The 24,954-nt window shown below is 35.1% G+C and carries 23 protein-coding genes; 18 read left to right on the top strand and 5 right to left on the bottom strand.

The window, feature by feature from the left end; genetic code table 11:
* Position 1: 1 nt before the first annotated feature.
* The 11 genes from ACP5O9_RS01045 to ACP5O9_RS00995 are packed head-to-tail and all read left to right on the top strand — an operon-like array spanning position 2 to position 12,812.
* Positions 2-991 carry a D-alanyl-D-alanine carboxypeptidase family protein gene (locus tag ACP5O9_RS01045; protein WP_424904671.1) on the top strand — a complete coding sequence of 330 codons (990 nt, stop codon included), beginning with the start codon at positions 2-4 and terminating at the stop codon, positions 989-991.
* Complete coding sequence (gene murD, locus ACP5O9_RS01040) at positions 963-2,423, top strand: UDP-N-acetylmuramoyl-L-alanine--D-glutamate ligase (RefSeq protein ID WP_428723273.1); 1,461 nt, start codon at positions 963-965, stop codon at positions 2,421-2,423. The genes ACP5O9_RS01045 and murD overlap by 29 nt, the downstream gene beginning before the upstream one ends.
* Positions 2,420-3,595, top strand: a complete 1,176-nt coding sequence (gene ftsW, locus ACP5O9_RS01035) for an FtsW/RodA/SpoVE family cell cycle protein (protein ID WP_428723272.1) — start codon at positions 2,420-2,422, stop codon at positions 3,593-3,595. Before murD ends, ftsW begins: the two co-directional genes overlap by 4 nt.
* Complete coding sequence (murG, locus tag ACP5O9_RS01030; protein WP_353686849.1) at positions 3,592-4,701, top strand: undecaprenyldiphospho-muramoylpentapeptide beta-N-acetylglucosaminyltransferase; 1,110 nt, start codon at positions 3,592-3,594, stop codon at positions 4,699-4,701. The genes ftsW and murG overlap by 4 nt, the downstream gene beginning before the upstream one ends.
* Positions 4,688-6,058, top strand: coding sequence for a UDP-N-acetylmuramate--L-alanine ligase (murC, locus tag ACP5O9_RS01025; RefSeq protein ID WP_428723271.1), 1,371 nt, complete (start codon positions 4,688-4,690; stop codon positions 6,056-6,058). The genes murG and murC overlap by 14 nt, the downstream gene beginning before the upstream one ends.
* Positions 6,055-6,942, top strand: coding sequence for a UDP-N-acetylmuramate dehydrogenase (gene murB / locus ACP5O9_RS01020; RefSeq protein WP_428723270.1), 888 nt, complete (start codon positions 6,055-6,057; stop codon positions 6,940-6,942). Before murC ends, murB begins: the two co-directional genes overlap by 4 nt.
* Positions 6,939-7,850: a D-alanine--D-alanine ligase gene (locus ACP5O9_RS01015; RefSeq protein ID WP_428723269.1), complete on the top strand. Its 912-nt coding sequence runs from the start codon at positions 6,939-6,941 to the stop codon at positions 7,848-7,850. The genes murB and ACP5O9_RS01015 overlap by 4 nt, the downstream gene beginning before the upstream one ends.
* Positions 7,840-8,565 carry a cell division protein FtsQ/DivIB gene (locus ACP5O9_RS01010; RefSeq protein ID WP_424904678.1) on the top strand — a complete coding sequence of 242 codons (726 nt, stop codon included), beginning with the start codon at positions 7,840-7,842 and terminating at the stop codon, positions 8,563-8,565. Before ACP5O9_RS01015 ends, ACP5O9_RS01010 begins: the two co-directional genes overlap by 11 nt.
* The gene (gene ftsA / locus ACP5O9_RS01005) at positions 8,558-9,832 is read left to right on the top strand and encodes a cell division protein FtsA (protein WP_353686854.1); all 1,275 of its coding nucleotides are present in this window, start codon (positions 8,558-8,560) and stop codon (positions 9,830-9,832) included. Before ACP5O9_RS01010 ends, ftsA begins: the two co-directional genes overlap by 8 nt.
* A gap of 21 nt (positions 9,833-9,853) precedes the next feature.
* The gene (gene ftsZ, locus ACP5O9_RS01000) at positions 9,854-11,188 is read left to right on the top strand and encodes a cell division protein FtsZ (RefSeq protein WP_428723268.1); all 1,335 of its coding nucleotides are present in this window, start codon (positions 9,854-9,856) and stop codon (positions 11,186-11,188) included.
* On the top strand, positions 11,172-12,812 hold the full coding sequence (locus ACP5O9_RS00995) for a radical SAM protein (protein ID WP_428723267.1): 1,641 nt from the start codon (positions 11,172-11,174) through the stop codon (positions 12,810-12,812). Before ftsZ ends, ACP5O9_RS00995 begins: the two co-directional genes overlap by 17 nt.
* Here ACP5O9_RS00995 and ACP5O9_RS00990 read toward each other — a convergent pair.
* The 4 genes from ACP5O9_RS00990 to dapA form a co-directional block, all read right to left on the bottom strand.
* Entirely contained in the window at positions 12,778-13,947 is a 1,170-nt protein-coding gene (locus ACP5O9_RS00990) for a radical SAM protein (protein ID WP_428723266.1), read from the bottom strand. The genes ACP5O9_RS00995 and ACP5O9_RS00990 overlap by 35 nt on opposite strands.
* Positions 13,937-15,262 carry an MBL fold metallo-hydrolase RNA specificity domain-containing protein gene (locus ACP5O9_RS00985; protein WP_428723265.1) on the bottom strand — a complete coding sequence of 442 codons (1,326 nt, stop codon included), beginning with the start codon at positions 15,260-15,262 and terminating at the stop codon, positions 13,937-13,939. Before ACP5O9_RS00985 ends, ACP5O9_RS00990 begins: the two co-directional genes overlap by 11 nt.
* A gap of 62 nt (positions 15,263-15,324) precedes the next feature.
* Positions 15,325-16,959: a DNA repair protein RecN gene (recN, locus tag ACP5O9_RS00980; protein WP_428723264.1), complete on the bottom strand. Its 1,635-nt coding sequence runs from the start codon at positions 16,957-16,959 to the stop codon at positions 15,325-15,327.
* On the bottom strand, positions 16,956-17,831 hold the full coding sequence (gene dapA, locus ACP5O9_RS00975; RefSeq protein ID WP_424904684.1) for a 4-hydroxy-tetrahydrodipicolinate synthase: 876 nt from the start codon (positions 17,829-17,831) through the stop codon (positions 16,956-16,958). The genes recN and dapA overlap by 4 nt, the downstream gene beginning before the upstream one ends.
* Positions 17,832-18,115: 284 nt before the next feature.
* Between dapA and thrS the strand changes: the two genes are divergently transcribed.
* From thrS to mnmE, 7 genes are read left to right on the top strand one after another with little or no spacing between them, the layout of a single operon-like run.
* Entirely contained in the window at positions 18,116-20,005 is a 1,890-nt protein-coding gene (gene thrS / locus ACP5O9_RS00970; RefSeq protein WP_428723297.1) for a threonine--tRNA ligase, read from the top strand.
* Positions 20,006-20,022: 17 nt separating this feature from the next.
* Complete coding sequence (gene infC, locus ACP5O9_RS00965) at positions 20,023-20,529, top strand: translation initiation factor IF-3 (protein ID WP_428723296.1); 507 nt, start codon at positions 20,023-20,025, stop codon at positions 20,527-20,529.
* 59 nt (positions 20,530-20,588) lie between these two features.
* A complete protein-coding gene (gene rpmI / locus ACP5O9_RS00960; RefSeq protein ID WP_353686861.1) occupies positions 20,589-20,789 on the top strand; it encodes a 50S ribosomal protein L35 in 201 nt (66 codons plus the stop codon).
* Between the two features lie 15 nt (positions 20,790-20,804).
* Positions 20,805-20,945 (top strand): 50S ribosomal protein L34, encoded by a 141-nt coding sequence (gene rpmH / locus ACP5O9_RS00955; protein WP_012545609.1) that lies wholly within the window; start codon positions 20,805-20,807, stop codon positions 20,943-20,945.
* On the top strand, positions 20,927-21,151 hold the full coding sequence (gene yidD, locus ACP5O9_RS00950) for a membrane protein insertion efficiency factor YidD (RefSeq protein WP_353686862.1): 225 nt from the start codon (positions 20,927-20,929) through the stop codon (positions 21,149-21,151). The genes rpmH and yidD overlap by 19 nt, the downstream gene beginning before the upstream one ends.
* A gap of 4 nt (positions 21,152-21,155) precedes the next feature.
* Positions 21,156-22,700, top strand: coding sequence for a membrane protein insertase YidC (yidC, locus tag ACP5O9_RS00945; RefSeq protein ID WP_428723263.1), 1,545 nt, complete (start codon positions 21,156-21,158; stop codon positions 22,698-22,700).
* Positions 22,697-24,079, top strand: coding sequence for a tRNA uridine-5-carboxymethylaminomethyl(34) synthesis GTPase MnmE (gene mnmE, locus ACP5O9_RS00940; RefSeq protein ID WP_428723262.1), 1,383 nt, complete (start codon positions 22,697-22,699; stop codon positions 24,077-24,079). Before yidC ends, mnmE begins: the two co-directional genes overlap by 4 nt.
* On the opposite strand, the gene ACP5O9_RS00935 is transcribed toward mnmE, so the two are convergent.
* Entirely contained in the window at positions 24,080-24,952 is an 873-nt protein-coding gene (locus ACP5O9_RS00935) for a peptidylprolyl isomerase (RefSeq protein ID WP_424904688.1), read from the bottom strand.
* Positions 24,953-24,954: the final 2 nt, after the last annotated feature.

The following is a 24,954-nucleotide window of genomic DNA, read 5'->3' as shown; positions in this document are numbered from 1 at the left end:
CATGTTAAACCTTTCAAGTATTTTAGGAATTTTTTCAAAGATGGTTTTTTTATTTGTATTTTTGCTTTATGCTTCTGCTGCATACTCTTCTCAGGATATTGATGCTCCAAGTGCTGTTGCAGTGGATGCTCAGACAGGTAAAATTCTTTATGGTAAGAATCCTCACATGAAACTTCCACCAGCAAGCACAACAAAACTTGTCACAGTTATGGTTGCTCTTGAAAAACTTGACCCTCAGCAGAAAGTAACAATATCAAAAAAAGCAGCTCAAACCCCAGGTGTTTCACCTAAACTGATGCGAGGAGAAGTTTATACAGTGCGAGATCTTGTTTATCTTGCCTTGATGCGTTCTGTAAACTCTGCAGCAGTTGCTCTGGCAGAAGCTACAGCAGGAAGTGAGCAAAATTTTGTAAAGCTTATGAATGAAAAAGTAAAGTATATTGGAGCAAAGGATACGAAATTTATAAATGCCAGTGGGCTGCCAGGTAAAGGACAGTGCACAACTGTTTATGACTTAACAAAAATAATGTCTCATGCTCTTGCCTATCCACTTATAAAGGAAGCTATAAATACCCGTGTTTATCTGGTAAAAGCTCAAAATGGCAGAGAACACTTTATTCAAAATACCAATCATCTGCTATGGTCAGAGGATAATATGATAGGAGGTAAAACAGGATACACAAGAAAAGCAAGGCATTGTTTTGTTAGTGCTTATAAGGTAAAGGATAGACTTGTTTATACAGCAATTCTTGGAGATACTAACAGGGAAAAACTGTGGGAAGATACCCAACAATTAATTGCCAGAGCAGAAGATGTTCTTGCAGGTAAAGGAGAGCCTGTGGTCAAACTTTCAGAAGAAAAACCAGTAATGCCAGTTTCTTACAAAAGCAAACAAAAATTAAGTAAAAAAGTAAAGGTAAATAAAAATAAAGTGAAAAAGACTTCCAAGAAGAGGGTAAAAAATGCAAAAAATAATAAACGAACTATCTGAGCTGGAAAACAAAAAAGTAGCAATCATAGGAGCTGGTAAAAGTGGCCTGGCAGTAGCAAAACTCCTATTGAGTCTTGGTGCAACATTAACAATAAATGATAAAAAAAGCGAAGAAGAAATCTTAAAAGATATTGAACAACTTAAACAATTTGAATGCTTTGAACGCTTTAAAATAATAGGAGGTGGACATCCACCAGAAGCTTTTGAGGATGCTGAAGTGGTTGTTGTAAGTCCAGGAGTTCCATTAAGTACTCCTTCAATTGTTTCAGCAATCTATAAGGGAATTCCAGTTATTGGTGAGATAGAACTTAGCTGGCAGATACTGAATTTAGTGAATCCAGAGGTAAAGACAGTAGGCATTACAGGTTCTAATGGAAAATCTACAACTTCAACACTTGTTTATGAATTTTTAAGAAAAGATGGTAAAAGAGTATGCCTTGCAGGAAACATCGGGTATCCCATGGCAGATGCTGTTTTAAAAATTTTAAATAAACAGCTGGATATTGAATATCTTGTTTTGGAGCTTTCAAGTTTTCAACTTGAAGGAATAAAAAACTTCAAACCAGAGCTTGCAACAATTTTAAATATTACTCGAGATCACATGGATAGATACTGTCAAATGAAAGAATATATTGAAGCAAAAGCAAAAATTTTTCAAAATCAGACAGGAGATGATTATTTAGTTTTAAATATGGATGACAAAAATACAGTAGCTGTTATTGAATATTTAAGAAACGTTTATCTGAAAAAAGGTAAACTTCCACAGATTTTTTACTTTAGTAGATTTCAACGTGTCTATGGAGCTTATTTAAAAGACAATGAAGTTCGGTTCAATCCAAGAGAAGAGATTCCTCAGAGCATTTTTTCAGAGATGGAAAATACAGTGCTTCCTGTAAGCACATTTAAAATAAAGGGAGTTCATAACATTGAAAATATAATGGCAGCAGCTTTACTTGCTCTTTGTGCTGGATGCAGAGGAGAAAGCATAAAAGAAGTTGTTAAAGAATTTCCAGGGCTTCCGCATAGAATGGAATTTGTAAGGGAAATAAACGGGGTAGTCTATGTAAATGATTCAAAGGGAACCAATGTTGATGCAGTAGCGAAGTCTCTTGAAAGTTTCCCTGACAATGTGATTTTAATTGCCGGAGGAAGAGACAAAGATGGAGATTTTTCTCAGTTAAGGGAGATTGTAAAAAAGAAAGTAAAGGCTTTAGTGCTTATTGGTGAGGCAAAGCAAAAAATAGCAGATGCTCTTGGAGATTTAGTACCCTATTATTTTGAGAACGATATGAAATCTGCTGTATTGAAAGCAAAAGAAATTGCCAGTGAAGGAGATGTAGTGCTTCTTTCTCCTGGATGCGCAAGCTTTGACATGTTCAGGAATTTTGAACATCGGGGAGAAGTATTTAAGGATATTGTGAACTCATTATGAAAAGAGGCTCTATTGATAAAACACTTATAATTGTAGTGGCTTTGCTTGTTGTAATCGGACTTATTGCAGTTTACAGTTCTACTTCTGTTTTAGCCTCTGTTAAGGCAAAATATGCAAATAAGGGAGGAATGATTTATTTACAAAGACAACTTTTTACATTAATTATAAGTTTTTTCTTTATGATTGTGTTTATCTTTTTATCACCAGAAAAATTAAAAAAAATTGTTTTCCCATTGCTTATTATTTCTTTTATAATGCTTATAGCAGTTTTTACTCCTCTGGGAGTTACTGCAGGAGGAGCCAGAAGATGGCTCAGATTGTGGCCCAGTTCATTTCAGCCTTCAGAGCTTGTAAAGCTTGCTATGGTCTTTTTTCTTGCATGGTATTTGAGTAGAGATGGCTACAATAAAGAAAGTATCAAGCATTTTATAATTCCCATAGGATTGATGGCTATTTTTCAGTTGATTTTTCTAAAACAGCCGGATTTTGGTGCAGCAATGACGCTGGGAATAATTACTTTCCTTATGCTTTTTATAGGAGGAGTAAGCTTAAGATTCTTAGGAGGCACTGTTTTGCTTGCTATTCCTATTGTGTTCTATCTTGCTAAGGAGCCTTACAGGTGGAAAAGAATAATCTCTTTTCTTGACCCCTGGGCTGATCCTCAGGGAAGTGGATTCCAGCTTGTTCAATCATTGATTGCACTTGGAAGCGGAGGTCTTACAGGCCAGGGACTTGGAGAAGGAAAACAAAAGCTTGCCTTTTTACCTGAAATACATACTGATTTTATATTTGCTCATATTGGAGAAGAGATGGGATTTATAGGAGCAGCTACGGTGGTTGTTTTATTTTTTTTGATATGTCTCAAAGGATTAAACATTGCTATGAAACAGTCAGAGCCTTTTTATTACTTTCTTGCTTCAGGGATTACAATTATGATTTCTATTCAGGCATTGATAAACTTTGCTGTTGTAACAGGTATGGCACCAACAAAGGGACTTCCTCTGCCCTTTATAAGCTATGGTGGTTCTGCTCTGGTTATTAATTTTATTGCTATTGGAGTTTTGCTTAATCTTTCAAGATTCAACTCGGATAAAGGCTTGACAGAGGTATTACCTCAGAGAAAAACAAAATTAAGAACATATAAATACTGGAGAGGTAAAAGATTTTCATGAAAGTTATCATAGCTGGTGGTGGAACAGGAGGACATCTTTTTCCTGGATTGGCTCTTGCAGAATGTATTGATCAGAAATATCCTGAAGCAAAGATTGTTTTTGTAGGAACTCAAAGAGGATTGGAATCAAAGGTTATTCCTAAGACAAAATATGAATTAAAATTTATATCTATTCAAGGATTTGTTGGAAAGTCCGCTGGACAAAAACTAAAGAGTATTATAACTCTTTTTAAATCCATATCTGAATCAAAAAATATTTTAGAGGCTTTTTCACCGGATGTTGTTTTTGGTGTAGGAGGGTATGCTTCTTTTCCTGTTGTTTTAACAGCTGCTTTAAAAAAAATCCCTACAATTATTCTTGAACAAAATACTGTTCCAGGACTTGCAAATAAGATACTTGCAAGAGTTGCTTCAGCAGTTGCAGTAAGTTATCCTGAAACCATTGATTATTTTCCAAAACAAAAGGTTTATCTTACTGGAACGCCAATTAGAAAAAAAATCTTAGAAGGCGATTTAGAAAAAGCGAAACAACTTTTTAATATAAAAGAAGGAAAACTCACTATACTGATTTTTGGAGGAAGTCTTGGTGCAAGAAAAATAAATAAAGCTATGACAGAAGCTCTTCCATATTTGCTTCCTTTAAAGGACAGGATTCAGATAATTCATCAAACAGGACAGAACGATTTAAACTGGGTTTCTGCTGAATATAAAAATCTTTCATTCAAAGCCACTGTTTTACCCTTTATATATGATATGGCAGAGGCTTACAATGTAGCAGATTTAGTAATTTCAAGGGCAGGAGCCTCTACTGTAGCAGAGATTACAGCTATTGGCAAAGCGTCAATTCTGATTCCATATCCCTATGCTGCATATAATCATCAAGAGATGAATGCTCGAAGGCTTTTTAGTCGTGGTGCCTGTGAACTTATTCTTGATAGAGATTTAAATGGACAGAACCTTGCAAAAAAGATCAACGAGATTTTAAATAGTCCAGAAGTCATAAAAGAGATGCAGAGAGCAAGTCTTGCCTTTGGGAAACCAAAAGCAGGAGAAAAAATTATAGAGATTGCTGAAACCCTGATAAGGAGGAGAAATGTATCATTATAAAAAAATTCATTTTGTTGGTATTGGTGGAATTGGGATGAGTGGTATTGCTGAGGTTCTTCATAATATGGGTTATACTGTAACAGGCTCTGACATAAAAGAGTCTGATACTGTTAAAAGATTAAGAAATTTTGGAATAAAAGTATTCATCGGGCATAGCAAAGACAACATTGATGAAACAGATGTGGTCGTATTTTCTTCAGCAGTAAAGCCTGATAATCCTGAAATTGTCAAAGCAAAGGAGTTTGGAATTCCTGTTATTCCAAGAGCTGAAATGCTTGCTGAACTCTGCAGACTGAAATATTCAATTCTGGTTGCTGGTGCCCACGGAAAAACAACAACCACTTCCTTAATTGCCACTGTTTTGACTGATGCTGGATTTGATCCCACAGTGATTGTAGGAGGAAAGCTCAAGTCAATTGGAAGCAATGCAAAGCTTGGTCAGGGTGAGTTTCTTGTAGCTGAGGCTGATGAAAGTGATGGGAGTTTTTTAAAGCTTACTCCAGCTATTTCTGTGATAACAAACATTGATAGAGAACATCTTGATTATTTTAAAAATCTCAGAAGAATTAAAAAGGCTTTTGTTGAATTTGCAAATAAAGTTCCCTTTTATGGTCTTTCAATTCTCTGTGGAGAGTGCAGGCATATAAGGGATTTAATTCCTCATTTAACAAGAAGATATGTGACATATGGATTTGATAAAGCCTTTGATTTTTATGCAAAAAATATTGAATATTCACCACCAAAGGTTTCCTTTAATGCCTTTTTCAAAGAGAAATCTCTTGGAAGATTTACTATTACTGTTTTAGGAAAACACAATGTTTTGAATGCTCTGGCAACAATAATTGTGGCAAAGGAGCTTTCAGTGCCTATGCAAAAAGTGAAAGAATCTTTTGAGAGTTTTAAAGGAATTGGCAGAAGATTTGAGTTTAAAGGAGAAAAAAAGGGTATAAAATTTTATGATGACTATGGACATCATCCAACAGAAATAAAGGCTGTAATAAAAACTGCTTTATGGTTGAAACCAGAAAGACTCTGCGTGATCTTTCAACCTCACAGATACACAAGAACAAGGGATTTAATGGAAGAGTTTATTAAGGTATTTAAAAGCACATTGCGGAAGACTGATGTTTTATTCCTTATGGATATATATCCTGCCAGTGAACCTCCTATTGAAGGAGTGAGTGGTGAAATTTTATACGAAAAACTGAAAAATGCTGGTGTAAATGTTAGATTTAATCCAGACAAAGAAAAGATTAAGGATGATATTTTAAAAGAAATAAAGGAAGGAGATGTTGTTTTTACCATTGGAGCAGGAGATGTTTATAAAATTGGTGAAGCTTTGCTGGAAAGGCTATGAAAAATATTGAAATTTTCTGTAAAGAAAAGGGATTGATTTATAAAAAATATGAGCCTCTATCTGAATATACCACTTTGAAAATTGGAGGGCAGGCGGATTTAATAGCATTTTCAGAGGAAGACAGTATTGTGGATTTGATTGAAGTAATAAAAAACGAGGGATTAGCCTATTATGTTATAGGAGGAGGTAGTAACTTACTCATAAGTGATAGTGGATTCAGAGGAGTGATAATCAATACAAAAAGAATGAACAGAATAGATATTGAAGAATTTAAAATCAGGGCTTCAGCTGGAGTAAAGCTTCAAAGGCTTGCTGCCTTTGTTTTGAAAAGAAATCTTTCAGGTATGGAAGGACTTGTTGGTATCCCGGGAACAGTTGGAGGTGCTGTAAAAGGCAATGCAGGCTCTTTTGGATATGAAATAAAGGACAGTCTTGAGGAAGTGGAAGTTATTACTGATCAGCTGGAGATAAAGGTTTTAAAAAAGCAGAATATGAATTTTAAATACAGGAGTTCAGGGCTGCCTGAATCTTGGATTATTAAATCTGCCAGATTCAGCTTAAAAAGTGGTGAGCCTTTTAAAAAAATGAAGGAATTTCTTAAGAAAAAAATAGAAACACAACCTTTAACAGATAGATCTGCTGGTTGTGTATTTAAAAATCCCGAGGGGCATTCAGCAGGTGCCTTAATAGATAAAGCAGGATTAAAGGGAATGAGAATCGGAGATATAGTTGTAAGTCCTGTTCATGCTAACTACTTTATAAATACCGGCAGAGGTAAGGCAAGTGATTTTCTTAGATTAATGGATATTGTTAGAGAAAAAGTATTCAAACTTTTTTCTATTGAATTAGAACCTGAAATAAAAATTTTAGGAGGACAGTTATGAGAGTTGGTGTAATAGCAGGAGGAATATCATCTGAAAGGGAGGTTTCTCTTAAAAGTGGGCAGGCAGTTTTTAATGCTTTAAGGGAACTTGGATTTAATACAGTTTTTATAGATGCAGGCACTGACCTCTGTGAGAAAATAAAACAGGAAAAAATTGATGTAGCCTTTCTGGTTCTTCATGGAGGATGGGGAGAAAATGGCGGAGTTCAAGGAATGCTTGAAGTTATGGGAATTCCATACACTGGTTCAGGAGTTCTTGCTTCAGCTCTGGCAATGGACAAAGAGGCAACAAAGAAAATATTTCTATATCATAGCATCCCTGTGCCTCCATTTAAAACAGTTTATAAAAGTGATTATCTTTCTTCAGCTTTCAGCCTTCAGCCTCTCAGTTTTCCTCTTGTTGTAAAACCAGCACATGAAGGCTCTTCAGTAGGAGTAAATATTGTTCGAAGCGAAAAAGAACTTGATGAAGCTCTTAAAGAAGCCTTTAAATATGGCAACAGGGCAATTTTAGAAAAATATATTGAAGGTAAAGAAATTCACATTGGTGTTCTTGGCAATAGAGCTCTTGGAGGAGTTGAAGTTCGACCTAAAAAGGAGTTTTACAGTTATGAAGCAAAATATACAAAGGGGCTCACTGATTATATACTTCCTCCAGAGATAGATGCTTCTGTTTATGAAAAACTTAAAGAGCTTGGGCTTAAAGCTCATCAGGCATTGGGCTGTAAAGGTGCTACAAGAGTTGATATGCTCGTTGATGAGAAGAATAATGCCTATGTTCTTGAGGTAAATACAATTCCTGGAATGACAGAGACTTCGCTTTTACCCAAAATAGCGTCTCTTTCAGGCTATGATTTTAAAAGTCTTGTTAAAGAAATTCTTGAGCTTGCACTGAAAGATGAAGAATAAAAAATGGATAATTCTCGTGGGAGTTTTTTTCATTTTAATGGTAGTATTTTTATATTCTGAAGGACTTACTGTAAGGCATATTGTCATTATTGGCAATAAACATCTTAATGAAAAAGAAATCAGGTCAATCATAGGCATAAAGGAGGGAAGTTCTATAATTTATCCATCATCTAAGAGCTTATATGAAAGACTAAAAAAAACGCCTTGGATAAAGGATGCGATAATAAGAAAAGATTTAAATGGTACAATAACGATTTATATAAAAGAATCCAGTCCAGTTGCTGTTGCCATGTTTAATGAAAAAGCCTATTTAATTGATTATGAAGCTCAGATTCTTGAGGATTTTACTCAAGAGATTCAGGCATCAGCAAACCATAAGCCTTTATTATTGCCAGTTATAAAAAATATTGATCCCTTTAAAAACAGGGAAACTTTTGAGGAAGCTGTGAAATTACTGAATTTTATTAGCAATAAAGGCTTTATAAAAACTGAAGATGAAATAACCATAACAGGCAATAATCCAGATACTCTTACTCTTTACATAAATGATTTTCCAATTATTGTAGGTAAAGGAGACTTTGAGATAAAGTTTGCCAAGTATCTCATTGTTAATGCTGAAATTCAAAAAAGAGGACTAAATGTGCAATACATTGATTTAAGATTTCCTGATAGAGTAATAGTAAAACCAGTTCAGCAGGATTTGAAAGATGAGTGAGATTGCAGTAATAGATATTGGAACAACAAAAATAGCTTTTGCTTCAGCAAAAATTGAGAATTCAAGAGTAAAGATCAATTTTATGAGAAGTTATCCTTCTGCTGGTTTAAAGAAAGGTAAAATAGTTGACATGGAAGCAATGAGCACTTCTATTAAAAGAGCTTTACAGGAGATAGAAACCACTACAGGATTAAAGATGAAAAAAGCTTATGTCTGTGCCTCAGGAAATGATATCAAAGGTATTTACAGTAATGCAGCAGTCAAGGTAAGAAAAAAAGAAGTGACAGAGCAAGATGTTGATTTAGCAATTGAAGCAGCAACTGCCATGAGAATTCCTTCTGACAGACAAGCGGTTCATATTTTGCCTGTTGAGTTTATTGTAGATGGAGTAAATGGAATAAAAGACCCTGTTGGCATGAAGGCATTAAGGCTTGAAGCAAGGGTTTATATTATAACTGCTTCATCATCTCACATTCAGAATATTGTTACTTGCTGTAATAAAGCAGGAATTGAAGTTGAAGAAATTGTGCTGCAGAGTATAGCATCCGCTGAAGCTACTCTTACAGAACATGACAGAGAAATGGGAACTGTGGTTGTTGATATTGGTGGAGGAAGTACAGACATTGCTGTATTTCAAGATGGTTATTTAAAGCATGTGGCAACATATGGCGTTGGAGGTAATCACATTACAAATGATCTGGCAATAGGGTTAAAGATACCATTCAGAGAAGCAGAAAGAATAAAAACCCAGTTTGCAGTGGCAATGCCTGATATTAGCTTCGGAGATTTGAAGTTTGAAAAAGATAAGGATGAAATAGAAATTGTCGGGATTGATAAGCATTCTATAAAAATTCCCATGACTGTAATAAAAGAAATAGTTTATGCAAGATGTGAGGAAATTCTTGAAATCATTAAAAAGGAGCTTGACTCAATTCCTCTTGATTCAATATCTTCAGCAGTATTTACAGGTGGAACTTCTCTTTTGCAGGGTTTTGTTTCTCTGGCTGAAGGATTTCTATCAATTCCTGCAAGAATAGGAAAACCTGATGCAGGACTTATGGAAATGGCTTATGAACTTGGGTTAGATGAGACTCCTTTTAATGAGGAAGAAATAGAAGGAATTTACAATCCTGAGTTTTCTTCAACCGTAGGCACTTTTATTTATGTATTAAAAACAGGACACTATAATGAATCAAATTCAGGCTTTGAAGGAGTTTTTAATAAAATTCTAACATGGTTTGAAAAGGGATTGAAAAAATTTGTATAAAACCAAAGAAGGAGGGACAAGATGTTTGAAATTGAAGAAGTGGAAAGACCTGTAGCAAAGATAAAAGTTATAGGAGTTGGAGGAGCCGGGACAAATGCTGTAAATACAATGATTTCTTCAGGGGTTTATGGAGTTGAGTTTATAGCAGTCAATACTGACATACAGCACCTTGAAATATCCCTGGCTCCTGTAAAGGTTCAGATTGGAAAGGAGCTTACAAAAGGTCTTGGAGCAGGCTCTGACCCTGAACTTGGTAAGAAGTCAGCGCTGGAAGACAAAGACACTCTTCTTTCCTGTATTGAAGGCTCAGATTTAATTTTTATAACAGCAGGGATGGGGGGAGGAACAGGAACAGGCGCAGCGCCTGTGATCGCTTCTTTAGCAAAAGAACTGGGAATACTAACAGTAGCAGTTGTCACAAAGCCATTTTATTTTGAAGGCAAAAAAAGGCTTCAAAATGCTGTTGTGGGAATAAAAGAGTTGAAAAAATATGTGGATACAATCATTATTATTCCCAATGACAGAATTCACATGGTTGTTGAAAAAGGAACTCCTCTTGTAAAATCTTTTGCAATTGCCAATGACATTTTAAGACAGGCTGTTCAGGGAATTTCAGACCTCATTTTAAGTCCTGGCTTTATAAATAGAGACTTTGCAGATGTAAGGACTATTATTGAAAACTCTGGTAAGGCAGTAATTGGGCTTGGAACATGCACAAAACAGGAAGGTGCAGCTGAGGCCGCTCGCCGTGCAATTAATAATCCACTGCTTGAAGAAACATCAATAGAGGGAGCAAAAAGAATATTGATAAACATTACAGGAGGATTTGATCTTACTCTTGATGAAGTACAGGAAATTGCAGGAGCAATTTACGATGTTGCCCATGAAGAGGCAAACATAATATTTGGAACTGTAATAAAGTCTGAAATAGAAAACGAGATATATGTTACAGTTATTGCAACAGGATTTGAAGACAAAACTGAGGAGATAAATTTAAGCTCCACTGAGAAGTGGATGCCAAAAGGTAGTAGTATTTCTTTAAAACAAACAAAGAGAATCATCTCAAAAGATATTCAATCTCTTTCTTCGTTAAATCTTCATTCAGTAAATGAAAAAGTGGAAAATCCACCAAATTCAGAAAAACATTTATCTACTTCCTCTGAAAATAAGGAAGTTGATATCTCTTGTGAGACGGAATCAAATTCTCCAGAAGAAAAATTAAAAATACAGTCCTCTGAAGACTCTATAATTTTAAAGGAACCCTCAAAAGAGATTCCTACAGATATTGAAGATGAGATTGATATACCAGCTTATTTGAGAAAGAAATATAAAATTCTGAATGAGAAAAATATTTAACAGAATTGATGCTCTTCTGAAAAAAGAAAAGGGTACGATTTTTAAGGAGCATGGTGGCAGAATAAAGATATGTCTCATATATCCAAATCTATACCAGGTTGGCATATCAAACTTGGGGTTTCAAGCTGTTTACAGGCTTTTTAATCAAAGAAAGGATGTTGTCTGTGAAAGAGCTTTTCTTCCCGAGAAAGAGCAGGATTTTATAAATCATCCCCTTGTGTCATTTGAATCAAAAACACCGCTTTATGAGTTTGATATAGTGGCTTTCAGTCTTTGTTTTGAAAATGACTATCCAAATATTCTAAAAATATTAAAACTTGGCAGAATTCCTCATTATACTTCAGAGAGAGACTTTAATCATCCCCTTGTTGTTGCAGGTGGAGTTGGAGCTTTCAGCAATCCTGAACCTGTTGCAGAAATTTTTGATGCTTTATTTATCGGTGAGGCTGAAGAAGTTATTGATAAATTCATAGAAGTTTACAGAACTATTAAGGAAGGTTGCTATCTGGAAGATTTTAAGGAGAATTTAAAAAAAGAGCTTATGAACCTTGATGGTTTTTATGTTCCTGAAGCATACGAAGAAGTATATTTTCAGGGAAAATTAAAAGGAAGGAGAATTTTGTGGAAAAATGCTCCAGAAAAAATTAAGAAGGTTTACTGTAAAGATTTTGCAGAAAAATTCAATTTTTCCCAGATAATTACTGAAGAGGCTGTATTTTCCAACATGTTTCTTTTAGAAAGTATGCGTGGATGCCCTTTCAGTTGCAGATTCTGTCTTGTGGGATATGTTTATAAGCCTGTAAGGAAAGCTTCTTTTGAAAAATTAAGAGAAATAATTGAAAATCTAAAACCCATTAAAGCAGGAATAATAGCTCCTTCTCTGACAGCTTACAGTGAGCTAAAAGAATTACTCAAAATTCAAGGCGTTGAATTATCTTTTACTTCCCTGAGGGCAGATAAAACAACCATTGAAATCCTAAAAAATCTTGTATCACAGAAAACCGTTACTCTTGCTCCAGAAGCAGGTTCTCAGAGATTAAGAAAAATAATAAAAAAAGAAATCAGTGAAGAAGATCTTCTCACCATAGCAGACAAACTTAAACAAACCAGTGTAGAAACTCTGAAGCTTTATTTTATGATAGGCCTTCCTTTTGAAAAAGATGAAGAGATTGATGAAATAGTTAAACTCATTAAAAAAATCAGAGATGTTTTCCCTCGCAGGACAGTAGCAAGTGTAAGCATATTTGTTCCAAAGCCTTTTACTCCCTTTCAATGGCACAGGATGGAGGAGTATGAGAAAGTTAAAGAGAAATTGAAAAAATTGAAAAGAGATACATTGCAGATTAAGGGATTCAAGCTTGTTCATGAAGTTCCAAAATACTCTTACATGGAGGGATACTTTGCAAGAGCATCAAGAAAGGCAATTTCAGTGATTGAGAGGATTTCAGAGGGAGAAAACTTCGGGAAAATCTTTGATGAAGTCAAGGACAGCCTCTATGAAATTAAATCTTTTAGAGATTATCTACCATGGGATTTCATTGAACATGAAGGATTAACTAAAGAGGCTTTATGGAAGGAATATGAAAGGGCTAAGGATTTAGCCTGCCAAACTGGTAACATTTAAAAAAATCTGGCGCATTTTTTCTGCCAGTTAAAGCCATTGCTCTGAATCTGCAACCACCTCTGCATTCCTGAAGAAAGGGACATTTGATTTTTGCACATTCAAGCTCACTTAATATAATCTGTTTTTTCTTTTTCCATAGATTCTCCAATCCTTCATCAATGCTACCTATTGGTTCCTCTTCATAGAAAGAGCAAAAGGCTACAAGACCGCTTGAAAGCACAGTAAGCAAATGACTACCACACCCGTATTCTTCTGCTCTTGGATGGTCTTCCATAGAGAATCCGTATCTTTGCATGATTTTATATGCCTCTTTTGGAGGTACCCACAGTTCCTGATGAAGCCTTAAATTCCCTGTTATTGTGAGGGCATCCACTGTCCATTCCCTTATTTCTAAGGTTTTAATAAGGTTTTCCAGCTCCTTAAAATCTGTAAGATTGCCTTTATGAATTACTGTTGCCACGGATACCTGAAATCCGTATTCAATTGCCCTTTTTATTGCCTGCAGAGTTTTATCAAATGTTCCTTTTCCTCTTAAAATTTCATGTCCCTTTTTCATTCCGTCAAGGCTTATTTGGATTTCTTCAACATTCAGATTTTTCAATACATCATCAGTAAGCAAAACTCCATTGGTAAAAAGAATTTTTCTTATGGCAAGGTTTGTTATAAAATCATTGATTTTTTCAAATTCAGGATGTAGCAGAGGCTCTCCACCTGTAATTAGAACTCTCAATCCCTGCATCTGTTCAAATTCTTTGAGAATTTTTTTAATTTTTTCAAAAGACAGACTTTGCGGTTTATCTCTCTCAACGAAACAGTGTTTGCATCGGAGATTACATTGATTTGTAATCTGTAACTCAAGATATCTAAGTGAGGGAATTGGTGATTGTTTAATTACAGTTTTAATTCTTTTTTGAGGCTTTTCAGTAAGGATTCCTTCGTTTATGCAGTATGTTATGAATTCTTTTTCATCTTTTCCGTTGATATTTAAGAGGTTGCCGGTTTCAATACTTTTAAGTATTTTTAATGCCTTTTCATCAATGCTGTAAAGCTCGTCTGTTTTTATGTTATAAAGTGCTGGAAATTCAATAAGTTTTATAAAGAAATTTTCATTGATGAAGTATCTGTTAAATTTCATAAACGGAGAGTCTTTCTGGAATCCTGCATGGAAATCCGAATTTTTCTTCTATGGAGTTTTTGAAAGCTTCAATAACTTCTGCTTCACCGTGGACGAGAAAGATTTCCGGTTTTGTTTTTATTGACTGAAGCCACTTGAGAAGTTCATCCCTGTCAGCATGGGCTGAGAAACCACCAATTGTGTAAACCTTTGCTCTTACAGGTAGCATTTTACCGAGAATTGAAACTTCTTTTTCTCCATCAACAATTTTTCTCCCAAGAGTTCCTTTAGCCTGAAATCCTGCAAAAATGATACTACATTCCTCTCTATCAATGTTATGATAAAGATGATATACAATTCTTCCACCCTGACACATTCCACTTCCAGCAATAATAACAGCATTTGATTTGATTGAGTTTAGCTTTTTTGATTCTTCCACAGTTTTTACAAAGTGAAGTTTTATAGATAAACGATTGGAGTTTTTCATTTCTCTTAAAGCTTCATCATCAAAAAGCTCTGGATGGGAGAGATATATTTTAGTTGCTTCTTCAGCAAGAGGGCTGTCAAGATAGACATTTACAGGCTGAAGAAGTCCCTGTCTTACGGTTTTGTTAAGAATGTAAAGCAAATCCTGAGTTCTTCCTACAGCAAAGGCTGGAATTATTACATTTCCACCTTTTTGAAAAGTATCCTTTATTGCCTGAACAAGCTCGTTAATGCTTTCATCAAGACTTTTATGAACTCTGTTTCCATAGGTGGATTCTAAAACAAGCCAATCTGCTTCCTCAGGAGTTTCGGGATCTCTTAAAATAGGATAACCACTTCTTCCAATGTCTCCTGAAAATACAACTTTTTTACCATTAATATTTAACTGAACAGTAGCTGCTCCAAGAATATGTCCTGCATCAAAGAGGGTTATCTGTATTTCGTTGAATTTTAAAGTTCTTTGATAAGGCAGTGTTTCTATTTGTTTTAATGCCCTGTATATGTTTTCTTCATCGTAAAGGGGCTTTTTGTAGTTTTCATTTTTTTGTACCTTTAATGCATCAAAGAGCATTATTTCAAGAAGGTCCTTTGTAGCAGGAGTTGTTATAATTTTGCATCTCAAGCCCTCTCTTACAAGTTTTGGGATAAGGGCAGAATGGTCCAGATGGGCATGAGTAAGAATCATCAGGTCTATTTTCTTTGGATTGAAGGTGAAGGGTTCGTAGTTTAAATACTCTTTTTCATCTTCTTGAAACAGTCCGCAATCAATGAGGATGCTATGGTTTTCAGCTTTAAGAAGAAAGCAGGAACCAGTAACAGTCTTTGTTGCTCCGAAAAATTGAATTTTCATAATATAAATAATAACATAAATTTAATGATTTATCTTGACTACAGTGCAACAACTAACTTATTTCAATCCTGAAGCAGTTCTTCAGCGTGAAAAAGGGAACTTTCTGTGATTCGTCCACTCAGCATTCGGGCAATTTCCTCTTTTCTCTTTGCCTTATTTAGCAATTCAACCTTTACAACTGTTTTTTCATCCGATATAACTTTCTCTACCTTTAGATGATGCTGAGCCTTTGCTGCAATCTGCGGAAGATGAGTTACGCAAAGCACCTGATAATACCTTGCAAGCTCACTAAGTCTCTTCCCAACATTTTCTGCCACACTTCCTCCAATTCCAGCATCAATTTCATCAAATATCAAAGTCATTGATTTTATATCCTTTTTTGCTTCCTTAAGCTCAACACATTTAAGAGCGAGCATTAAACGGGACAGTTCTCCTCCTGATGCGACCTTGCTTAAAGGTTTTGGAGGTTCTCCTGGATTTGCCGAAAAATAAAACTCCACATCGTCCTTGCCTTTTGATGAAATCTCTTTTTCGCTGATTCTTATTTCAAATTGAGGATTACTGAATCCAACCTCTTTAAGCTCTTCATTGACCTGGGCTTCAATTCTTTTTGCCAGATTTTTTCTCTTTTGTGAAAGTTCCTCTGCTCGTTTATGCATCTCTGCTTGAGCAGTGTTAAGTTCTTCTTGCAGTTTTTTAATTTCTTCCTCTGAAATACTGACAATACTGAGTTCTTTCTCAGTGTTTTTTGCGTATTCAAGGATTTCTCTTATTGAGCCTCCATATTTTGACTTAAGTTTGTTCAGTAGTGTAAGTCTTTCCTCTATCTTTTCAAGAGTAAATGGGTCTGGCTCATAGCTTTCTTTAAGTTTTCTTAAGGAGTAAATAGCTTCATCAATCTGGGCAAGAGCTGATTCTACGAGATTTTTTATCTCCTCTGCTTTTGAGTCAAAACGAGCAAGCTCTTTAAGAGTTGTTAGCGTTTGAGAAAGATTTTCATGAACCGAGTTTTTTTCATCATAAAGAAGACTGAAGGCGTTTTCAGCAAGCTCTTTAAGCTTTAAAACATTTTTAAGTATCTTTCTCTGTTCATTTAGTTCTTCTTCCTCTCCTTCTTTAAGTTGAGCAGATTCAATCTCTTTCAGTTGAAACTCCATAAGCTCCTTTTTCTGCCTTTTTGTTATGAGTTCCTTCTTAAGTAGCTCAATTTTTTCTCTTATTGTAAGAACTTTTTCATAAATTTCAGCAAAGGCATTTACTTCTTCATTTAATCCTGCAATTGTGTCAAGAAAATCAATGTGATTTTCCTTTTTTAAAAGATAGGTATGTTCATGCTGTCCATGAATGTTTATAAGCTGAGAAGCAATTTTTACAAATCCCTGAGATGTGTAAATTGAATCATTTATGTATGACTTTGTCTTTCCATGAACTGGAAGAACTCTTCTAAGAATTACAAGATTATCCTCTGACTCTGCAATCTTTACATCACTGAGTGCCACTTCTATGACAGCCTCATTTTTACCGTGTTTCACAAAATCAGAGGCTGATACTTTTTCCTTAAGCAAAACTCCTATGGCATCAACAATTATAGATTTTCCAGCTCCTGTCTCACCTGTAAGGACATTAAATCCCTCTGCCAGCGGAATTGAAAGACTGTCAATAATTGCAAAGTTTTTAATTATAAGCTCTTCAATCATTTAATAAGACCAGCGCTACGCAAAACCTCCGCAAGTTTTTGTTTGTTCGCTTCCGACATCTCACATAGAGGAAGCCTGAATTCCTCTTTTATTTTACCCATCATTGCAAGGGCTGTTTTAACTGGAATGGGATTTGTTTCGATGAACATTGCTTTGTTAAGAGGCTCCAGTTTGTAATGTAATTGTCTCGCAAGATTAATGTCTCCTCTTTCCCATGCATTAAATAGCTCTGCCATGTCTCTTGGGCAGATGTTTGCAGTTACTGATATAAAGCCTTTTCCACCAAGCGACAGGAGAGGCAGATTTGTAAAATCATCTCCTGAAATAACAGCAAACTCAGCTCCACAGAGTCTTATAAGTTCGCTTACTTGCTTCATATCTCCTGTAGCCTCTTTAATTCCAACAATTCTCGGATGCTCAGCAAGGCGAGCCACTGTCTGCGGTAACATATTCACTGAAGTTCTTCCAGGAACATTGTAGAGAATCATCGGCAGTCCTGTTTTGTCTGCGATTTCTTTAAAATGTCTATACAGTCCTTCCTGAGTAGGTTTATTATAATATGGAGTTACTGAAAGACAAGCGTCTGCGCCGAGTTTTTCTGCTTTGCGGGCAATCATTATTGCCTCTTCTGTTGAGTTTGAGCCTGTTCCTGCAATAACAGGAATTCGTTTGTTTACGACTTTTACAGTAATTTCAATAACTCTGTAATGCTCTTCATAATCAAGAGTTGATGCCTCACCAGTTGTGCCACATGGAACAATAGCATGAGTTCCTTCCTTTATATGCCATTCTATAAGCTCTTCAAGAGCCTTTTCATCCACTTTGCCTTTCTTAAAAGGTGTTACTATTGCAACCATTGAACCTTTAAACATCTTTTCCCTCCTTACTTAGTTTTGTTTTTGTCTAATTCTTTTATATCTGACCCGACTTTGTCAAGTGAAATCTTTTCATGACACTGAGTTTTCTTTCTCTATATTTCCAACAGTAGTAGCAAAGGATAATCTCTTCTGTTGAACGCTCTGCTACTCGAGATTTATAACCCAAAAACGCTACAGTCATTCCAATAGATGATTTTCTATCAGTAACATTAGGTATTGATTATTACTTGAGTTTTAGATTAATATAAAACTTGAAAAAAAATTTTAGGAGGTTGAGCATAAAAGTAAAAGTTAACGACAGTATTTTTGAGTTAGAGCCTGAGCAATTAGAGAAACTTTTTAAGGAAAAGCAGGCAATAGCAATCAAAATTAATGGACAGTCTAAAGATTTATCTTCATTATTTTCTCTCAATGGAGAGGAAGAAATTGAATTAATCACATCTGAAAGCAAGGAAGGGCTTGAAATCCTCAGGCACAGCACTGCCCACATAATGGCTCATGCTGTAAAAGATTTATTTCCTGAGGTAAAAGTTACAATAGGACCTGCCATTGAAGATGGATTTTACTATGATTTTGACAAAGATGAACCTTTTACAGAAGAAGACCTTAACAAAATAGAAAAAAGAATGCAGGAGATTATAAAAGCAAAAAACCCCTTTATCAGAAAGGAAATCTCAAAACAGGAAGCAATTAAAATTTTTGAAAGCCTTGGTGAATCCTATAAAGTTGAGATTCTTAATGAAATAGAAGATGACCGGGTATCAGTATATGAAGAAGGCGGATTTATTGATCTATGCAGAGGACCTCATATACCTCATACTGGAATGGTCAAGGCTTTTAAACTTCTTAGTGTTGCCGGAGCTTACTGGCGTGGCGATGAAAAAAATAAGATGTTACAGCGAATATATGGAACAGCTTTTCAAACAAAACAGGAACTTGATGAGTATCTTAAATTTCTTGAAGAAGTTAAAAAGAGAGACCACAGAAGACTTGGTAGGCAACTCAAACTTTTTGAAATAAGCGAAGAAGTAGGTCCTGGACTTATAATATGGCTTCCCAATGGAGCAATTGTCAGAAAAATCATAGAGGATTTCTGGAAAGATGAACATTTAAAAGCAGGATATCAACTTCTTTATACGCCTCATATTGCAAAACTTGAGCTATGGAGTAAAAGCGGGCATCTTGATTTTTACAGAGAAAATATGTTTTCTCCCATGCATATTGATGAAATTGCCTACCAGCTTAAACCAATGAACTGTCCTTTCCATATTCAGGTATATAAATCTGAACTTCGCAGTTATAGAGATCTTCCATTAAGATTTGCAGAACTTGGAACAGTTTACAGATACGAAAGATCTGGAGTCTTACACGGACTGCTCCGGGTGAGGGGATTTACTCAGGATGATGCTCATATATTCTGCACAGAAGAACAGCTTGAGGAAGAGATTCAAAAAGTTCTTGATTTTACAATATTTATTTTATCGACCTTTGGATTTGACAATTATGAAATATACATTTCTACAAGACCGGAAAAATATGTTGGAAGCCCTGAAAACTGGGAAAAAGCAACAGAAGCTCTGGAACTGGCACTTAAAAAAAGAAGTCTCCCCTATCAGATTGATCCTGGAGAAGGAGTTTTTTATGGACCAAAGATTGATATAAAAATAAAAGATGTATTAAACAGAGCATGGCAGTGTAGCACAATTCAAGTTGATTTTAATATACCAGAAAGATTTGATATCACATATAGAGGAAAAGATGGTAAAGAACATAGACCTATTATGATTCATAGAGCTTTAATGGGTTCTCTTGAGAGATTTATGGGAGTGTTGATTGAGCATTATGCTGGTGCCTTTCCATTATGGCTTGCTCCTGTACAGGTTGAGGTTATGTCTATTTCTGAAAAACATGTGGACTACGCAACACAGGTTTATGAAAAGCTTATGGAAAAAGGTTTTAGAGTAAAACTCAATACTGAAAATGAAAAAATAGGTTATAAAATAAGGCAGGCAACTTTGAATAAAGTGCCCTATATGGTAATAGTTGGTGATAAGGAAATAGAAAGTGGTAAAATTACAGTAAGATTGACAGAAGGAAAGAATCTTGAACTTATAACAATTGATGAGTTTTCACAGCAGCTTTTTGAAAGAATACAGCAGAGAAAATAAATTGAGGAGGTGAGAAGATAGCAACAAAGGAAATTAGAGTAAATGAAGCTATTAAGGCAAAGGAAGTAAGATTGGTTGATGAAAATGGTAAACAGATTGGAGTGATAAGCACCAGAGAGGCTATTCAGATAGCAAGGGAAAGAGGTTACGATCTTGTAGAAGTAGCACCAAATGCAAATCCACCAGTTTGTAGAATAATGGACTATGGAAAATATAAGTATCAACTTGACAAAAAGAGCTCATCAAAGAAGACTCCTACAGTAAAAGAAATAAAGATAAGGCCACAGATTTCAGACCATGACCTTCAACTAAAAGTAAAACATATTAAAAGATTTCTTGAAGACGGAGATAAAGCAAGAGTAACACTTTTTTTCAGAGGAAGAGAAATTGTTCATCCTGAACTGGGGATTAAAGTTTTTGATAAAATAAAGGCTCTTCTTATAGGTTTTGCTCATAGAATTGAGCAGGAACCCCGCCTTGAAGGTAATAACATGAGCATGATTATAGCTCCTGGAAAAGATTGATAATTTCATTAAAATTTTATTAAAATATCCATCTAAACTCAGTTAGGAGGAGATTATTTATGCCAAAACTCAAAACACACAGAGGAGCGGCAAAAAGATTTAAAGTTACAGCAACTGGCAAGATTATGCGCAGGAGAGCTAACAAGAGCCACTTACTTACAGGTAAACCTTCAAAGAGGACAAGACATTTAAGGCATCCAGCTCAGGTTGACGAAACTCAATATAAGGCTATAAGAACTCTTATTCCTTACAAATTTTAAAAGGGAGGTTAAAAATTGGGAGCCTATACAACCTATCATCCCCATAAGCTTAAAAAGAAAAGAACTCACGGTTTTCTTAAAAGGATGAGCACTCCGGGTGGAAGAAGAGTAATAAAAAGAAGAAGAGCGAAAGGTAGATGGAGATTAACTCCTTAATATCCAGAGTTTCTTTGTTTTTAATAAGATTTTACAGGAGGTTTATATCACCACTTATGCCTCCTGCATGTAGATTTTATCCAACTTGTTCAGAATATGCTGAACAGGCTATAAAAAAATATGGAGTAAAGGGGATTTTACTCGCAATTAAAAGAATACTTAAATGTCATCCATTTCATAGAGGAGGATATGATCCATTAAGGTGAGGACATGGAAAAAACAGGATTAAGAGCATTTTTAGCAGTAATTTTAAGTATGGTTATACTTTTTGGTAGCCAGTATTTATACACAAAGTATTATAAGCCACAAAATCAGCCAGTTCAGCAAAAGGAAGAAGTTAAAAAAGAGGAAAAACCTGTTACTTCACAAATCCTTCATTTTCCTTCTGACAAAAAAGAAGAAACAAAACCAATAGTCAAAGATGTAAAGTATAAGGAAGTGGTTGTAGAAAATGAAGTCTTCAAAGTGGTTCTTTCAAATGAAGGTGCAACTATTAAATCAGTGGAATTGAAAAAATATAAAGATTCAAATGGTAATCCTATTAAACTTTCTTCTGGTCAAATTCCAGCAATTTCAATAATTAAGGACGGTAAAGTTGATTATGCAAAGATTATTTTCAATGTAGACGATTCAAAGGCAACATTTAAGAATTCCACGGAAGCAGTGGTTGTATTTAACTGGAGCGATGGTAGCATTTCAATTAAAAGAAGTTTTATTTTTAATAAAGCTGATTATTCAATGGATGTAAAAGAAGAAGTAAGTGGTATAGGTTCTTATTATGTAACACTGGGAGAGGATTTTGGAATTTTTGAGAAAACAAATGCACCTCACTGGGGTCCTGTAATTTTAAAAGAAGCTCAGAGAATTGAGCTCAATCCCTCAAAAATAAAAGAACCTGTTACATACAAAGAAGGTGTAAAATGGATTGCTCAAGAGGATAAATACTTTTTTTCAGCCATTGTACCTGTCAGTAAAGCTCAACAATTCGTTGTTTTACCTTATAATGGAAATACTCTCATAGCAGCAGAGTTTCAGGATGGAATAAATCAGTATAAAGTATTCACTGCACCGAAAGACTATGATTATCTCAAAAAATTCAATGTCGGGCTTGAGCACATTGTTGACTTTGGATTTTTCTCAATTATAGCCCGTCCTCTTTTCTGGTTTTTAAAGCTTCTTTATAGTTTTGTTGGAAATTACGGAATAGCCATAATAATTCTCACAATACTTGTAAGAATTCCCTTTATTCCCATAGTTAACCGCGGGCAGAAGTCAATGCAAAAGCTTAGTGAGCTTCAACCCAAGTTACTGCAATTGAAAGAACAATACAAGAATGATCCTCAGAGACTTCAAAAGGAGATGATGGAACTTTATAGAAAATACAAAATCAATCCAATGAGTGGATGTCTTCCAATACTTCTTCAGATTCCTGTATTTTTTGCTCTCTATAAAATCCTTACAATAGCAATTGAGCTCAGGCAGGCTCCATTTATGTTATGGATTCATGATCTTTCAGCAAAGGATCCCTATTATATTCTGCCCATTTTAATGGGTGCTACAATGCTGATTCAACAAAAGATGACACCTTCTACTGCAGATCCAACTCAGCAAAAAATAATGCTGATTATGCCAGTAGTTTTTACATTTGTATTCTTGAGTTTCCCTTCAGGGCTTGTTCTTTACTGGCTTGTAAACAACATATTTGGAATAGCCCAACAATTTTATATTAACCAGAAGATAAAAAAAGCTAAGTGATTTCTTCAGAGTTTGACACAATTGCTGCCATAAGCACGCCCTTAGGAGAAGGTGGTATTGGAATAATCCGTATAAGCGGGAAAGAGGCAATTTCTATTGCAAACAGAATATTTCAGAGCTCAAAGGGAGTGAATCTCTTGGTGGTAAAAACTCATACTATTCACTATGGTTTTATAATTGATCCTGAAACAGGGCAAAAGATTGATGAAGTACTGGTAACTGTTATGCGAGCTCCAAATACTTATACACGAGAAGATGTAGTTGAAATAAACTGTCATGGTGGATATGTAACTTTAAAAAGAATTCTTGATTTGGTTATTTCGCAGGGTGCTCGTCTTGCTGAACCAGGTGAGTTTACAAAAAGGGCATTTTTAAGAGGAAGAATTGACCTGAGTCAGGCTGAATCAGTAATAGACCTTATCAGAGCTAAAACTGAACAGGCTCAAAAAATTGCTTTAGAGCATTTAAGTGGAAGGCTTTCAAAAAAAATCAATGAATTGAGAGATTCTTTGATGAGAGTCTGTGCTCATGTGGAAGCTTATATAGATTTTCCTGAAGAAGATATAGATGGATTAACACAGGAGGAGATTCAAACTGAAATAAATCGTATAAAAGAGGAAATTAACAAACTCATTGAAGGATATGAAGAAGGAAAAATTTACATGGAAGGCCTTAGAGCTGCAATTGTTGGGAAACCAAATGTGGGTAAGTCATCTCTGCTGAATGCTCTTTTAATGAAAGACAGAGCTATTGTTACAGAAATTCCAGGTACTACGAGAGATATTATTGAAGAGTATGTAAATATTAAGGGCATGCCTCTTAAAATAGTTGATACTGCTGGTATTCGTGAAGCCCATGACCTTGTAGAAGCAGAAGGAATAAAGAGAACTCTCAGAGCTGTTGAGCTTGCTCAGCTTGTTCTTCTTGTTCTTGACAGCAGCAGACCCATTGATAGTCTTGATGAAGAAATAATAAACAGGGTAATTCATAAAAAAATTATTGTTGTAATAAATAAAAAAGACATAAGAAGTAAGGAATTTTGTTTGCCAGAGGTTTTAAAAGATAAGCCACGAGTTGAGATTTCAGCCTTAAAAGGAGAAGGTATAGAAGAGTTAAAGGAGCTTATTTTCAATACGACGATTTCAGGTAAATATGAACAGGAAGGTGTAGTTATAACAAAAATGAGGCATAAAATAGCACTTGAGAATGCACTGCAGGCATTGAATAATGCCCTTCAAAGTTTTAAAGAAAAAGAGCCTCTTGAGATAACTGCCATGTTTCTCAGAGAGGCTCTAAGTTTTCTTGGTCAGATTGTAGGTGTTGTTACTACTGAAGATATATTAAATTTAATTTTCAGTGAATTCTGCATTGGTAAATAATTATTTAGCCTGTTGTTCAGGTTTGCCTCCAATCAAAGCTTGATTTAGTATTTCCTGTAAAGCCTTTTCATTTACTTCTACTTTATATTTTTTCTTTAGTTCTTCAATGTAACTCTGAAACCACTCTTGCTGTTTTTTTGCCTTAAGCTGCTCCATTAATTGTGGTTTAATCTGTTCAAAATCAACTGGAACCCCTTTTACATCAGTAACTTTGAATATGTAAAGTTGTCCCTTTAAATTCAGTGGCATACTTACCTGTCCTTTTTTTAAGCTGAAGGCAACATTTTCAATTTGTGGATTTAGTTGACCTTTTTTAAAAAATCCTATATCTCCTCCAATGGATTTTGTTTTTTCATCCCTTGACAGCTCATTGGCTATTTTGGCAAAATCTTCACCTTTGTCTATTTTTTCATAGACTTTTTTAGCCTCTTGTTCATTTTTTACAACTATTTGGCTCAATCTCACCTCTACTGGTTTAATAAACTGGTCCTTGTTTTTTTCATAATAATCTTTTGCATCCTTTTCAGTCACCTGAGGTAAATTTTTCAATTCCTGTTCAAGCAACATATTAATAAGTGTAATTTTTTTAAATTCTTCAACTCGTCTTTTAAAGTCCTCTGATTTTGCCAGGTCTTTTTTCTTTGCTTCTTCATATAAAACTTCTCTTTTAATTAATTCATCCTTGAGACGATTTATACCTTCTTGAGTGGCAAGAAAGGCTTTTGTTTGGGGAGGAAGGCTTTTAAGGTCTTCCTGAAGCTCTTTTTTTGTTAGCTTTGATGAGCCAGCTTTTACAACCACTTCATCGCTTTTACTGCAGGAAAAAACCATTAAAGAGATTGTTAAAAAAATAAAGAATTTTAAATATTTCATTG

The sequence above is a fragment of the Thermodesulfovibrio sp. genome (genome assembly GCF_049969575.1).
Taxonomy (GTDB): Bacteria; Nitrospirota; Thermodesulfovibrionia; order Thermodesulfovibrionales; family Thermodesulfovibrionaceae; genus Thermodesulfovibrio; species Thermodesulfovibrio obliviosus.
This window is presented reverse-complemented; position numbering and strand designations above follow the sequence as displayed.

Excerpts from the sequence above, each read along its gene's own strand:
- ACP5O9_RS00985 (WP_428723265.1), bottom strand. The coding sequence starts at position 15,262 with ATGAAAATTCAATTTTTCGGAGCAACAAAGACTGTTACTGGTTCCTGC.
- murG (WP_353686849.1), top strand. The coding sequence starts at position 3,592 with ATGAAAGTTATCATAGCTGGTGGTGGAACAGGAGGACATCTTTTTCCT.
- ACP5O9_RS00990 (WP_428723266.1), bottom strand. The coding sequence starts at position 13,947 with ATGAAATTTAACAGATACTTCATCAATGAAAATTTCTTTATAAAACTT.
- ACP5O9_RS01045 (WP_424904671.1), top strand. The coding sequence starts at position 2 with ATGTTAAACCTTTCAAGTATTTTAGGAATTTTTTCAAAGATGGTTTTT.
- murB (WP_428723270.1), top strand. The coding sequence starts at position 6,055 with ATGAAAAATATTGAAATTTTCTGTAAAGAAAAGGGATTGATTTATAAA.
- murC (WP_428723271.1), top strand. The coding sequence starts at position 4,688 with ATGTATCATTATAAAAAAATTCATTTTGTTGGTATTGGTGGAATTGGG.
- yidC (WP_428723263.1), top strand. The coding sequence starts at position 21,156 with ATGGAAAAAACAGGATTAAGAGCATTTTTAGCAGTAATTTTAAGTATG.
- murD (WP_428723273.1), top strand. The coding sequence starts at position 963 with ATGCAAAAAATAATAAACGAACTATCTGAGCTGGAAAACAAAAAAGTA.
- ftsZ (WP_428723268.1), top strand. The coding sequence starts at position 9,854 with ATGTTTGAAATTGAAGAAGTGGAAAGACCTGTAGCAAAGATAAAAGTT.
- recN (WP_428723264.1), bottom strand. The coding sequence starts at position 16,959 with ATGATTGAAGAGCTTATAATTAAAAACTTTGCAATTATTGACAGTCTT.
- dapA (WP_424904684.1), bottom strand. The coding sequence starts at position 17,831 with ATGTTTAAAGGTTCAATGGTTGCAATAGTAACACCTTTTAAGAAAGGC.
- ftsA (WP_353686854.1), top strand. The coding sequence starts at position 8,558 with ATGAGTGAGATTGCAGTAATAGATATTGGAACAACAAAAATAGCTTTT.
- ACP5O9_RS01015 (WP_428723269.1), top strand. The coding sequence starts at position 6,939 with ATGAGAGTTGGTGTAATAGCAGGAGGAATATCATCTGAAAGGGAGGTT.
- rpmI (WP_353686861.1), top strand. The coding sequence starts at position 20,589 with ATGCCAAAACTCAAAACACACAGAGGAGCGGCAAAAAGATTTAAAGTT.
- yidD (WP_353686862.1), top strand. The coding sequence starts at position 20,927 with ATGGAGATTAACTCCTTAATATCCAGAGTTTCTTTGTTTTTAATAAGA.
- ACP5O9_RS00935 (WP_424904688.1), bottom strand. The coding sequence starts at position 24,952 with ATGAAATATTTAAAATTCTTTATTTTTTTAACAATCTCTTTAATGGTT.
- ACP5O9_RS01010 (WP_424904678.1), top strand. The coding sequence starts at position 7,840 with ATGAAGAATAAAAAATGGATAATTCTCGTGGGAGTTTTTTTCATTTTA.
- ACP5O9_RS00995 (WP_428723267.1), top strand. The coding sequence starts at position 11,172 with ATGAGAAAAATATTTAACAGAATTGATGCTCTTCTGAAAAAAGAAAAG.
- ftsW (WP_428723272.1), top strand. The coding sequence starts at position 2,420 with ATGAAAAGAGGCTCTATTGATAAAACACTTATAATTGTAGTGGCTTTG.